Origin of the sequence: Streptomyces sp. NPDC056580, assembly GCF_042793175.1 — a bacterium.
Taxonomy (GTDB): domain Bacteria; phylum Actinomycetota; class Actinomycetes; order Streptomycetales; family Streptomycetaceae; genus Streptomyces.
On the sequence record NZ_JBHTVE010000001.1, the window covers coordinates 471312 to 484164 of the forward strand.

Sequence of the window (12853 nt, forward strand, 5' to 3'; positions counted from 1 at the left end):
CTCATCACCGGGGGGGGGGGCCGGGGCCGGGCCCCCCCCCCCGCGGCCGGGGGGGCGGGGGGGGGGGCGGGCCCCCCCCGCCGGTGCGCTGTGTCGGGTCAGTTCTTCTTCTTGTGCACGGTCTTGGCGGTCAGGGTCCAGCTGTGCGACTTCAGCACGTGACGGTGCCTGTCCCGGGCCGTGACCGTGACCTTGAACCGGGTGCCGTCCGGCAGCGGTCCTGACAGGTGGACGGACGCCTTGTGGCCGGCCCGGTCGTAGGAGGTGACGGCCGTGACGTGGAGCTTCCTGGCCGCTGCCGCCCGGGGGCCGGACAGCACGGTCACGGTCGCCCGGACGGACGACACCGCGGCCCCGGCGGGCAGGGCGGTCAGCAGCGGGTCGCCCGCGTCGGCGGTGTGGGTCAGCGCGGAGGCGTTGTCCTCGGAGGCGCCGGGCGCCGCCAGGGAGGCGCCCGGGTTGTCGGCGGTGAAGACCGGGCCGACCCAGTAGTTCGCGGATCCGTAGGAGCTGTTGGGGAAGGCCGGGTCGGCGCCGTACCGGTAGAGCCCGTTGTGGTGGGCGGTGGTGTCGGCGGTGCCGGTCAGCGGGTAGGACTGGTGGGCCGCGGCGAAGTAGCCGCCGTCGACCGCGTAGTGGCCGTTCGGCGCGTGGTAGGAGACGACGTACGGGGTGTCGGCGCTGACGGCCACCGGGGTGGTGAAGGTCATCCGCTGCCAGCCGGAGGCCGTCTCGCCGGTGAAGGTGCCGGTGGCGAGCAGCGTGCCGTCGTCGGACCACAGGCTGCCGGTGTGGGTGCCGGTGTTGCCGGCGCCCTTGTAGAAGGTGACACCGGTGACCCAGCCGCTCGCCGAGGACGTGAACCGGGTGCCCAGCTCGACCGAGTTGGTGTCGCTGGTCATGTCGGTGGTGGCGGGCACGGCGGAGGAGTTCCACAGCGTGCAGGGGCAGGTGACCGCCGGCGGGACGGTGCTGGTGGTGAACGACCAGGTCACCGGGTCCGCCATGGTGTTGCCCCACAGGTCACTGGCCTTGACGGAGGCGGTGTACGTGGTGTGCAGCGCCAGTTCCGTGGACGGGGTGAAGGTGGCCTTGTTGGACGAGGGGAGCGTCCAGGTCCCCGGCACGGTCTCGCCGTTCGGGTCCTTCAGGGTGAAGGTCAGGCCGTCGGAGTCGACGGCCGAGCTGAAGACGGCCGACACCGGCGCGGTGATCGACACGCCGGTCGCCCCGGACGTCGGGGAGGTCGAGGTGACGGTGGGCGGGGTGGTGCTGGCCGCCGAGGTGTCCAGCACCACGTCGACCCAGTAGTTGCTGCCCGAGGACTGCGAGGACGGGAAGGCGCTGGCCGAGCCGTAGTGGTAGACGCCGTTGCCGCCGTCGGTGCCCGACTTCAGAGCGGTGAGCGGGGCCAGGCCGGCGTCGCCGCCGGAGAAGTACCCGCCGTCGTAGGAGTATCCGCCGTTGGGAGCGAAGTACGAGGCGACGTAGGTGGTGTTGGCCTTGACGCTCACCGGGGTGGAGAAGTTGAGCTGCTGCCAGCCGGAGGCCGACTCGCCGGTGAAGGTGCCGGTGGCCAGGCGGGTGCCGGAGGCGCTCCACAGGCTGCCGGTGTGGGTGCCGGTGTTGGCCGGAGACTTGTAGAAGCGGATGCCGGTGATCGAACCGGCCACGGTGGTGCGGAACTTGGTGCCGAGTTCGACCGCGCTGCCGTCGCCTCCGTTGACGGTGCCGGGCACCGCGGAGGCCGGCCAGACGGTGCAGGGGCAGGCCTGCGGTCCGACGGTGAGCGGGACGGTGCTGACGGTGCCGATGTTGACGCTGTCGTCCACCGCGCGGACCTTGACGGACGCGGCGCCGGGGGTGGTCGGGGTCCAGGTGTACTTCCAGGAGGCGAGTCCGCTCGCGGCGTTCCAGGTCCTGCCCCCGTCCGTGGACACCTCGACCCGGGCGACCACACCGCCGGAGTCGGTGGCGGTGCCCGTGACGGTGACCGGCTTCAGGGCCGGGACGGTGACCCCGGAGACCGGCGCCGTCACGGTGACGGCCGGGCCTGTGGTGTCGGTGGTGGCCGTCGCCGCGGCGAGGTTGCTCTGCCGGGTCAGCGGCTGGACGCCCATGTCGGCCAGGATGTTCACGGTCGCCTGCTGCATGCGGGCGTCCTCGGTGACCACGGTGTCGGCCGGATCGTAGGTCGGGATGTTGGTCAGCCCCCACGACCACTGCACGGTTCCCGAGCCGAACACCAGGGCGCCGGAGTCCTGGTCGCGGAACTCGACGAGGTTGTGCGTGGCCGTGCCGTTGCCGTAGACGTTGCCCCAGTCCGTGCGGAGCTTGCCGTCGTTGATGTCGACCGTCGTGGAGGACACGTCGATCGCCCCGGCGGGCCGGGTGCTGTTGTCGATGTCGCTGTCCCACTCGTAGCCGAGGGTCCCCTCGGGGAAGGTGGCGGTCTGGCTCGGCGTCAGGCCGGCGATGGAGGTGTTGCGCCAGATCCGGTTCTTCCCGTACGAGCCGGGGACGGTGATGGCGTCGCTGCGGTAGCCGTTCACCGTGAACATGGAGCCGGTGAGGATGTTCGGCGGCTGGTAGTCCTGCCCGTACTGGGTGCTGGCGGGGTCCATCCAGGTGCCGGTCCAGGTGCCGCTGGGATCGGCGACGCCGTTGTTCTGCGCCATCTTGGTCATCTTGTAGCAGACCAGGGTGCGGTTGGCCGTGTTCGCGCCGTCGATGCTCGGGGTGAGCCGGGTCTTCCAGAACACCTCGTTGCCGCTGAGGAAGGCCTGCCGGACGCCGGCCTTCCGGGCCGCGAGGACGTTGGAGTACTGGCTCTGCGTCCAGTACTCGTCGTGGCCGGAGGACATGTACACCTTGTGCTTCTTCAGCAGGGTGGCGCCGTTGACCGACACGTCCACGCCGGACAGGTAGCTGACGTCGTAGCCGTTGCGCTCCAGCCAGGACAGCATCATGTACTCGGAGCCGTAGATGCCGTTGTCGCCGCCGATGTCCAGCGGCCGGTTGTAGCTGACCTCGTAGGCGCGGCCGTCCGGCGCGGGTCCGGCGCCGCCGTAGAGGTCCTGGCCGCCGTAGTCGTTGTACGCCTGCCAGGTCTGGTCGCTGGTCTGCACGACGATGTCGGAGGTGCTGGAGTCGTTGCGGACCACGAACGGGTACGGCATCAGGCCGTCGCCGTCCGTCTGGGTCAGGTTGGCGATGTACAGGCCGGAGACCGCGCCGCTGGGCACCGTCCAGGTGGCGGTGACCGGCCAGTTGCCGCAGTCGACCAGGCCGGTGCTGCTCTTCTTGGTGCAGCTCGCCGGACTGGTGAGGTAGTTGGCCGGATAGGTGACGGCGGCCTGGGCCGCGGTGGACATCTCGCGCGCGCCGTCGCCGCCGTACCAGCCCAGGCGGTAGATCTCGACGTGGTACGAGACCTTCGACTGCACCTTGAACTGCACGGTGTCACCGGCCTGGACGCTCTCCTTGGTGGAGAAGCCCTTGATGTCACCGTAGGCGTTGGGCGAGAACCAGTCGGACTTCGGGCTGCCCGGTTTGGAGTTCTCGCAGACGACGGGGTTCGAACCCGTTCCGCACGGATCGGAGGCGGCCAGGGCGGACCCCGCCTGCGGGAGCACCGCCCAGATCAACGCTGCCACGACGGCGAGGCGGCTGCCCCTGATCCGTCTGCTCCATTTCTTCATGTGTACCTCTCGCGGTGCTGTGCAGGACCGACCCGTGCGGTCGGGGTGGCGCTGTGAAGCGGTGACCTGTCAGCCGCGCAGGGCGTGGGCGAGTGCGTCCGCCACGCGCTGCTGCTGGTCCTGGGTGATGTGCGGGTGGAGCGGGAGCGACAGGATGCGCTCCGCCGTCTTCTCGGCGTTCGGGAAGTCGCCCCGGGAGTGGCCGAGACGGCGGTAGGCCGGGGTCAGGTGGACCGGCGCCGGGTAGTGCACCCCGGCGCCGATGCCCTCCGCGTTGAGCTTGCCCACGATGTCGTCGCGGTCGGCCCCCTCGACCTGGACGACGTAGAGGTGCCACACGTGGACGTTGCCGGGCGCCGTCACCGGGAGCACGACCCGTCCGGTCGCGGCGAGGCCGGCGAGCAGTTCGTCGTAGCGGGCCGCGGCCGCCCGGCGGGCCGCGTTGCCGGCCGCGAGGCGCTTCAGCTTCGCCCGCAGGACGACGGCCTGCAGCCCGTCCAGCCGGCTGTTGAAGCCCGGCACGTCGTGGCGGTACTTGGCGACGCCGCCGTGGTTGGCGATGGCGCGCACCAGGCCGGCCCGCTCCTCGTCGTCGGTGAGCACCGCGCCCGCGTCGCCGTAGGCGCCCAGGTTCTTGCCCGGGTAGAAGCTGGTCGCCGCGATGGCGCCGCTGCCCGGGGACCGGCCGTCGCGGGTGGCGCCCTGGCACTGTGCGGCGTCCTCGACCAGTGCCACGCCTTCGGGCAGGCGGCCGGCCAGCGCCGCCGTGTCGGCCATCTGCCCGTACAGGTGCACGGGCACCACGGCGCGGGTGGCCGGGCCGACCGCGTCCAGCGCGGCCTGCGGGTCGAGCAGGCAGGTCCCGGGCTCGCAGTCCGCGAGGACCGGCCGCGCGCCGGTCCGGGCCACCGCGCCCGCGGTGGCGATGAAGGTGTTGGCGGGCACCACGACCTCGTCGCCGGGCCCCACCCCGCTCGCGCGCAGGGCGAGTTCGACGGCGTCGGTGCCGTTGGCGACGCCCACGCAGTGCGCGACGCCGCCGAAGCCGGCGTACTCGCGCTCGAACAGGCGGACCTCCTCGCCGCCGATGAACGCGGTGTCCGCCAGGACGCGTTCGAAGCCGGCCCGTACCTCGTCGGCGACCTCCTCGTGGGCCGCCTTGAGGTCCACGAGCGGTATCTGGTTCATGTGACCGGTCCCCCCAGTGCGTACGTCGCGAAGTCGCTGTCGCCTCGCGCGAGTTGGTCGAGCGCGGGCCTGTCCGCCGCGCGCAGCCGCCGGGCCGGGCTCCCCACCCAGACCTCACCCGGCGGTACGTCGCCGAGCACGGCGCTCCCCATCCCGATCAGCGACCAGGCGCCGACCGTCGTGCCTTCCCTGATCAGGGAACCGGAGCCCAGATAGGCGCCCCGCTCCACTCGTACGCCACCGCCCAGGCGGACGCCGGAGGCGATGGTGGCGCAGTCCCCGACCACGTCGTCGTGGGTCAGGACGGCCTGCGGCATCACCGCGACGTGCGCGCCCACCCGCACGGCGGCGGTCAGCGCGCAGTGCGCGAGCAGCACCGAGCCGGGGCCGATCTCGGACGTCCGCGACACCGAGGCCGTCGGGTGGACCACGGTGGCGTACCGGTGCGCGGGCAGACCGAGCCTGCGGACCAGCCGGGCGCGGGACGCGTAGTCCCTGGGGTTGCCCACGCAGACGACGACCCGGGCCCGGGACAGGTCGTGGACCAGGTCGCAGCCGCCGAGGACGGGCACGCCGTCCACCTCGGTGCCGTGCAGGGCGGTGTCGTCGTCGAGGTGCCCGAGCAGCTCGGTGCCGCCCGCGTCCCGCACGGCCTGTGCGGTCTCCCGGGCGAAGCCGCCGGCGCCGACGATCAGCAGCCCGTTCATCCGCGGGCCTGTTCGCGCAGCGCCGTCACGACGCGGTCCAGCTGGGCCTCGGTCATCGTGTGGAAGAGCGGCAGGATGAGCGAGTCACGGCTGATCCGCTCAGTGACCGGGAGCGGGGCGCGGGGGTGGCCGGCGTAGGCGGGTTCGAGGTGCGCCGCCATGATCCCGCGCCGGGCGGAGACCCCGGTTCCGGCGAGTGACGCCAGCAGGCCGTCCCGGCCGACGGGGAAGTCCTCGTCCAGCAGCACCCAGTAGGACTGGAAGTTGCTCTGCCCGTGCGCTGGGTCGCGCACCGGGGTGAGGCCGGGGACGTCGCCCAGCGCCGCGTCGTAGCGGGCCGCCAGCTCGCGCCGGCGGGCGATCATCGCGTCGAGCTTGCCGAGCTGGACCAGGCCGATCGCGGCCTGGACGTCTGTCATCCGGTAGTTGAAGCCGACCTCCAGGTAGCTCTCCAGGACCGGCTTGCTGCTCGCGTGGCGTTCGGCCGCCGAGGCGTTCATACCGTGCTCGCGCAGCCGCCGCAGGCGGGCCGCCCATTCGGCGTCGTCGGTGGTGACCATGCCGCCCTCGCCGGTGGTGACGAGCTTGCGCGGGTGGAAGGACCAGGCGGCGAGCAGCGCGCCGTGGCCGACCGGCTTGCCGCCGACGGTGGAGCCGATGGCGCAGGCCGCGTCCTCCACCAGCGGCAGGTCCCAGTCGGCGCAGGCGGCGCGCAGGGCGTGCACGTCGGCCGGCACGCCGCCCTGGTGGACGGCGAGGACGGCCCGGGTGCGGGGGGTGCGAACGGCGTCGACGGTGGCCGTGGTCAGGTTTCCGGTCGCGGGGTCGACGTCGGCGAAGACGGGTTCGGCCCCGACGTAGCGCACGGCGTTGGCGGTGGCGATGAACGACAGCGAGGGCACCACGACCTCGTCGCCGGGGCCGAGGCCGAGCACGACGAGGGACAGGTGCAGGGCGGTGGTGCAGGAGCTGACCGCGACGGCGTGCTCGGCGCCCACCCGCTCCGCGAAGGCCCGCTCGAACGCGGCGACCCGGGGGCCCTGGGCGACCCAGCCGGACAGCACCGCCTCGGAGGCGGCCCGGGCCTCCTCCTCGCCGAGCCAGGGGATCATCACGGGAATGCGGTCGACGCTCACCGGGCCGCCTCCCCCGCGGCGCGCTCCGCACGCCACCAGTCCACCAGGTCCCTGAGCCCGGTGCGCAGGTCGATCCGCGCGGTGAAGCCGAGCCGTTCGGCGGCGCCAGAGGTGTCCGCGAGCCGCCGGACCACGCCGTTCACCGCGCGGGCCGGCCCGTGCTCCGGCTCCAGGCCCTCGGCGCCCATCGCCTCCAGCAGACCCTGGGCGAGCTCCTTCAGAGAGGTCTCGGTGCCGCTGGCGACGTTGAAGACCTCGTCGGTCAGGTCGGACTCGGCGGCCAGCACGTTGGCCCTGGCGATGTCCCGGACGTCGACGAAGTCCATGGTCTGGCTGCCGTCGCCGAGGATCAGCGGCGGCTCGCCCGACTCGATGCGCTCCATCCAGCGGATGAGCACCTCGGTGTAGAGGCCGTGGATGTCCATCCGGGGGCCGTAGACGTTGAAGTACCGCAGCGCCACGTAGTCCAGGCCGTACATGGCGTGGAAGCTGCGCAGCATGCCCTCGTTGAAGGCCTTGGCCGCGCCGTAGAAGGTGTCGTTGTTGTACGGGTGGTGGCGTTCGGTCGTCGGGAAGTCCTCGGCCATGCCGTAGACGGAGGCCGAGGACGAGGCGATCACCTTGCCGACCCCGGCCTGGACCGCCGCCTCCAGGACGTTGAAGGTGCCGTCGACCATGACCTCGTTGGCGAGCCGTGGCTCCTCCGCGCACTGCGTGATGCGGATCGCGGCGAGATGGAACACCAGGTCCGCGCCGTCGGTGGCCTTCCGCACCGCGGCGGCGTCGCGGATGTCGCCCTCCACGACCTCGACGACGCCGCTGTCCAGGGCGCGGGCCAGATTGCCCATCCGCCCGCGGACGAAGTTGTCCAGCACGACGATCTCACGGGCACCGCCCTCGGCCAGGAGGTCGACGAGATTGGACCCGATGGTCCCCGCCCCTCCGGTGACCAGGATCTTCTTGCCCCGTACGCTGCTCAACTGAAGTGCCCTCTCCCTAGTGGAACTGTCAATGCCCGGCGCGCAGGCCGACGACCGCGCCGCGGAACTCCAGGCTCCGGGAGGCCGCTTCGAGGATGTCCAGCACGCGCAGCCCGGCCCGGCCGTCGGTCAGCGGGGCCCGGCCGCCCCTGATCGCGTCGGCGAACTCGTCGACCATGCTGCGCAGCGCTTCCTTCTCGCCGATCGCGGGGGCGACCATGTCACCGGAGCGGTAGGAGACGAGCATCTCCCGGCGCTCGTCCGCGCCGATCTCCTGCGGCGCGGCCAGGTCCACCCCGCGGTCGTAGACCGCGACGCGCTGCACCGGGTTGAGGTCGTCCCAGATCAGGGTGCGCTTGGAGCCGCCGACCATGGTGGTGCGCACCTTGGTCGGGGAGAGCCAGTTGACGTGCACGTGGGCGATGGCGCCGGTGTCGAGCTGCAGCGTCAGGTAGGCCACGCAGGCCTGTCCCGCGCCGATCGGGTCGGCCCCGTGGGCGGCGACGGCGACCGGTTCGACGTTGTCGGGGAGGATGAAGTCCAGGATGGACAGGTCGTGCGGGGCGAGGTCCCACAGGACGTCGATGTCCTTCTGGACGAGTCCGAGGTTGATCCGCACCGAGTCGACGAAGTGGATCTCGCCGAGTTCCCCGGAGCGGACCATGTCGCGGATGCGGCCCACGGCGGGCGTGTAGCAGTAGGTGTGGTCGCACATCAGGGTGAGCCCGCGCTCCTCCGCCTCGGTGACCAGGCGCATCCCGTCGGCGTAGGTGGCCGCGAGCGGCTTCTCCACCAGGACGTGCTTGCCGGCGCGCAGGGCGGCCAGCGCGATGTCGAGGTGGGTCCCGGCGGGTGTGGCCACGGCGACGGCGGCCACGTCGGGGTCGGCCAGGACGGCCGCGTAGTCCGAGGTGGCCTGGACCGTCGAGTAGCCGCCGAGGACCCGCTGGGCCCGGTCCACGTCGAGGTCGCACAGCCAGCGCAGCCGGAACCGGTCGCTGGCCTGGAAGTTGCGTACGAGGTTGGGGCCCCAGTAGCCGGCCCCGACGACCGCGACTCCCAGCGGATCCGTGGTCTGAGTCACTGCGTCCCTCTTCCTTCGGTCCATCAGTAGGCCCCCGCTCCGCGCACCACGGCGGACCCGGTGCGCAGCAGGATGGTCAGGTCGAGGCCGATCGACCAGTTGTCCACGTATCCGAGGTCGAGCCGGACCGCCTCGTCCCAGGGCAGGTCGGAGCGGCCGCTGACCTGCCACAGTCCGGTGAGGCCGGGCTTCACCAGCAGCCGGCGTTTGATGTCCGGCGTGTACTCCTCGACCTCCTCGGGCAGCGACGGGCGGGGGCCGACGAGCGACATGTGCCCTCTCACCACGTTGATGAGCTGCGGGAGTTCGTCGAGCGAGCTGCGGCGCAGCACCGAGCCGACCCGGGTGATCCGGGGGTCCTCCTTCACCTTGAACAGCAGCCCGTCGCTGTTCTGGTTGAGGTGCTCCAGTTCCGCGCGGAGGGCCTCGGAGTCCTCCCGCATCGTGCGGAACTTCAGCATGGTGAAGTGGTTGCCGTAGCGGCCCACCCGGCGCTGCCGGAAGAGGGCGGGGCCGGTGCTGTCCAGCCGGACGACCAGGGCGATCACCAGCATGGCCGGCAGCAGCACCAGCAGCAGGGCCGCGGCGAGCGCCCGGTCCAGCACCTCCTTGGGCAGCCTGGAGGAGCGGGAGAGGTTGGGCGCCTGTATCCGCATCAGCGGGACCCCGTTGGTGGGCCGTACCACCAGCCGGGAGGCTGAGACGTCGGTCAGCACGGGCGCCACCAGGAAGTCGATGTCCTGGACGGCGGCCGTCCAGGACATCCGGCGCAGGACGGAGGCGTCGAACTCGGGGGCCGGGAGCGCCACCACGGTGCCGATGCCCATGGCCCGCACGACGTCGTTCATGTCGGCGATCCCGCCGAGGACGGGAATCCCCAGCTCGCGGATCGCGACCGCGTTCTCCGGGTCGCTCAGGCACACCCCGGCGACCTGCAGTTCCTGTGCGCCGCCCGCCCGGCGCAGCACAGCGACCAGCTCGACTATCCCGTGCGACGGCCCGACCAGCAGCGTCGCGCTGCGGTCCCGGCCCCGCGCCCAGCGCCGGTGCAGCCGGCGGCGCAGCGCGTACCGGACCGACAGGGCGATCGCGGCGGTGGGCACAGCGGCCGCGATCATGTCGTGCAGCAGCCCCGGATCGCGTGCGAACAGCCAGTAGGCGCACGCCGCCAGTGCCGGCAGGGCGACGGCGCCGCGCAGCACCCGCAGGTACTCCTCGGTGCCCAGGCCCAGGGCCCGGCGGTCGTACGAGCGATGGACGAGCATCGCCACGATCCACAGCGGCGGCAGCACCAGCGCCACCGTCCAGCGGCCCCAGGTCCCGTGGACCACTAAGGCCGCGGCCACGGCCGCCAGGCCGTCCGCGACCAACAGGGCCGTACGGTAGTTCCGTTCCCAGCGTCTTCGGCGCGCTTCTGGACTTCTGTGATCCAGAACCACCTGCTCATGCGTGACCTCAATGGTCATGCCCCCCCCACCACATGCGCGGCTACCCCTGACCGAGCGATGCGGACATACGGTCGCAAGTCCGCGGCCAGGGCCGGAACGACGCCGATGCGTCTCCTCAACACAACGGCGCCGGAAAACCAGGGAGCGCCCAGCGGTTCCCCAACCGCTCTGCGCGCCCTGCATGTTGGTTGTTGCCTGTGCCGTATCCGGCTCACGAATCTGCGACTTGACGGAGCGTCAGATGCAGATGTCCCTCCCAAACCGGTGCGGCGGACCTCAATCTAGACCACTGGACGCAGTCGCGGGAACAGTTGGACGAAACACACACCGCGATGCCGGCACCGGCGGCATACTGCCCGGGTGACGAGCATCGTGATCCCGGCCCACAACGAGGCGCGCGTCCTCGGCCGGCTCCTCGATTCGCTGCTGGCGGACCCCGCCGGGGACGACACCGACATCGTGGTCGTGTGCAACGGCTGCACGGACGACACCGCTCGGATCGCGGCGGCGCGCGGCTCGCGCGTCCGGGTGGTCGAGACCCCCGTGCCCTCCAAGCACGCGGCCCTGCGGGCCGGCGACGAGCACGCACGGGGCTTCCCGCGCGTCTACGTGGACGCCGACGTCGTGATCACGGGCGCCGACGTGCGGGCGCTGACCGGGCCGCTGGACGACGACGCCTCCGGCGTCCTCGCCACCGCCCCCGAACGGCAGCTCCCGCTGGCCGCCTGCGCCTGGCCGGTGCGGGCCTACTACGGCGTGTGGCAGCGGCTCCCGGCGGTGCGCGAGGGGCTGTTCGGCCGGGGCGTCATCGCGGTCTCCGAGGCCGGGTACGCCCGGATCGCAGCCCTGCCGCCGCTGATGGCGGACGACCTGGCCGCGTCGTTGGCGTTCGCCCCCGGTGAGCGGCTCGTGGTCGGTGCGGCCCGGGTCGTGGTCCATCCGCCGCGCACCTGGTCGGACCTGCTCAGGCGGCGGATCCGGGCCGCGGTGTCCACCGCCCAGGTCGAGCGGCACCGGGACCCGGCGCAGGCGTCGGCGCGCACCGGCAAGGCGGATCTGCTGGCCGTGGTCCGTCAGGAGCCGAGGCTCCTCGCGGGTGCCGTGGTCTTCGTGGCCGCGGCGGTCGTCGCCCGGTGGCGGGCCAGAAAAGCCATCAGGGAACAGGACTTCGGCACCTGGCTGCGGGACGAGAGCAGCCGGCAGAACTGATCGCACCGCACCTGGAGTCCCCGACCATGTACCTCACCGACCGTTCCGCACCCGCCAGGGCGGACACCGGGCGGGTCCGCAGAAACGGCCCCGGACGCCGGGTCGCCCCGGTCGTGCTCGTGCTCGGCACGGTCAGCCTGATCACCGACGTCTCCTCCGAGATGGTCACCGCCGTTCTGCCGCTCTACCTGGTCAGCCGACTCGGCTTCAGCCCCCTGGGGTTCGGCACCCTCGACGGCGTCTACAACGGGTTCAGCGCCCTGGTCCAGCTCACCGGGGGCCACCTCGCCGACCGGGTGCGCAACCACAAGCTGATGGCCGGGCTCGGCTACGGCCTGTCCGCGCTGTGCAAACCGCTGCTGCTGCTCGCCGGAAGCGTCGGCACGCTCGGCACGGTCCTCGCCCTGGAACGCACCGGCAAGGGCCTGCGCACCGCCCCGCGCGACGCGATGATCTCCCTTTCCACGCCGGCCCGGGACCAGGGCCGCGCCTTCGGCGTGCACCGGGCGATGGACACCACCGGCGCGATGCTCGGCCCGCTCGCGGCCTTCCTCATCCTGCGCGCGGCGGCCGACGGCTATGACGCCGTGTTCGGGGTGAGCGCCTGCGTCGCCGCGCTCGGCGTGCTCGTGCTGGTGCTGTTCGTACCCGGCAGGCGGCAGACGGCACGGACGGACGGGGAGGCCGGGCCCGGCGGACCGGACGGAACTGGCGGACCCGGCGGAACTAGCGGGCCGGACGGAACAAGCGGGCCGGACGGGCCTGACGCGTCGGACGGTACGCCGCCGGTGCGGGTGCGCGAGGCGCTGGCGCTGCTGCGCCTGCCGCGCCTGCGGGCGCTCGCCGGCTGCGCCGCGCTGCTCGGCCTCACCACCGTCAGCGACGCCTTCGTCTATCTGCTCCTGCAACGCCGCGCGGGCATCGGCGAGCAGTGGTTCACGCTGCTGCCGCTGGGCACCGCCGTGGTGTTCCTGTCGCTCGCCGTGCCCGTCGGCGCGCTCGCGGACCGGATTGGGCGGCGCACCGTGTTCCTCGCCGGGCACATGGGCCTGCTCACCGCCTACGCCCTGCTGCTGTGGGCGCCGGCCACTCCGGTCCTGGCCCCGGCCGTGCTCGCCCTGCACGGCGCTTTCTACGCGGCCACCGACGGCGTGCTCCCGGCCGCCCTCGCCGGCCTCGTGCCCGAGGAACTGCGCGCCAGCGGCCTCGCCATCGTCGGCACCAGCCAGGCGCTGGCCCGGTTCTGCTGCTCGCTCGCCTTCGGCGCCGCCTGGACGGTGTGGGGCGACGGCCCGGCGCTGGCCGGGTCGGCGGTGGGCCTGCTGTGCTGTGCGGCCGTCGCGGGCCTGGTCCTGCGGCCGGCCGGCGGGACCCGATGACCACCTCAGCCCCAAGGACCC

At 72.6% G+C, this 12853-nt stretch carries 9 protein-coding genes; 2 read left to right on the forward strand and 7 right to left on the reverse strand.

Going from position 1 to position 12853, the window contains the following annotated elements; all coding sequences use genetic code 11:
- Positions 1–98 precede the first annotated feature (98 nt).
- From ACFQ9Z_RS02215 to ACFQ9Z_RS02245, 7 genes are all read right to left on the reverse strand, one after another.
- Positions 99–3656, reverse strand: coding sequence for a DUF4082 domain-containing protein (locus ACFQ9Z_RS02215; RefSeq protein ID WP_383009711.1), 3558 nt, complete (start codon positions 3654–3656; stop codon positions 99–101).
- A 114-nt stretch (positions 3657–3770) separates the two neighbouring features.
- A complete protein-coding gene (locus ACFQ9Z_RS02220; RefSeq protein WP_383009713.1) occupies positions 3771–4889 on the reverse strand; it encodes a DegT/DnrJ/EryC1/StrS family aminotransferase in 1119 nt (372 codons plus the stop codon).
- On the reverse strand, positions 4886–5596 hold the full coding sequence (locus ACFQ9Z_RS02225) for an acetyltransferase (protein WP_383009715.1): 711 nt from the start codon (positions 5594–5596) through the stop codon (positions 4886–4888). The genes ACFQ9Z_RS02220 and ACFQ9Z_RS02225 overlap by 4 nt, the downstream gene beginning before the upstream one ends.
- Positions 5593–6732 (reverse strand): DegT/DnrJ/EryC1/StrS family aminotransferase, encoded by a 1140-nt coding sequence (locus ACFQ9Z_RS02230; RefSeq protein ID WP_383009717.1) that lies wholly within the window; start codon positions 6730–6732, stop codon positions 5593–5595. The genes ACFQ9Z_RS02225 and ACFQ9Z_RS02230 overlap by 4 nt, the downstream gene beginning before the upstream one ends.
- On the reverse strand, positions 6729–7712 hold the full coding sequence (locus tag ACFQ9Z_RS02235) for an NAD-dependent epimerase/dehydratase family protein (protein ID WP_383009719.1): 984 nt from the start codon (positions 7710–7712) through the stop codon (positions 6729–6731). Before ACFQ9Z_RS02235 ends, ACFQ9Z_RS02230 begins: the two co-directional genes overlap by 4 nt.
- A gap of 28 nt (positions 7713–7740) precedes the next feature.
- On the reverse strand, positions 7741–8796 hold the full coding sequence (locus ACFQ9Z_RS02240; protein ID WP_383009721.1) for a Gfo/Idh/MocA family protein: 1056 nt from the start codon (positions 8794–8796) through the stop codon (positions 7741–7743).
- Between the two features lie 23 nt (positions 8797–8819).
- Positions 8820–10166 carry an exopolysaccharide biosynthesis polyprenyl glycosylphosphotransferase gene (locus ACFQ9Z_RS02245; protein WP_383009723.1) on the reverse strand — a complete coding sequence of 449 codons (1347 nt, stop codon included), beginning with the start codon at positions 10164–10166 and terminating at the stop codon, positions 8820–8822.
- Positions 10167–10604: 438 nt separating this feature from the next.
- Here ACFQ9Z_RS02245 and ACFQ9Z_RS02250 point away from each other — a divergent pair, with 438 nt between their 5' ends.
- Positions 10605–11453, forward strand: coding sequence for a glycosyltransferase (locus tag ACFQ9Z_RS02250; protein ID WP_383009724.1), 849 nt, complete (start codon positions 10605–10607; stop codon positions 11451–11453).
- Between the two features lie 26 nt (positions 11454–11479).
- Positions 11480–12832: an MFS transporter gene (locus ACFQ9Z_RS02255; RefSeq protein ID WP_383009726.1), complete on the forward strand. Its 1353-nt coding sequence runs from the start codon at positions 11480–11482 to the stop codon at positions 12830–12832.
- The last annotated feature ends 21 nt before the right edge of the window (positions 12833–12853 follow it).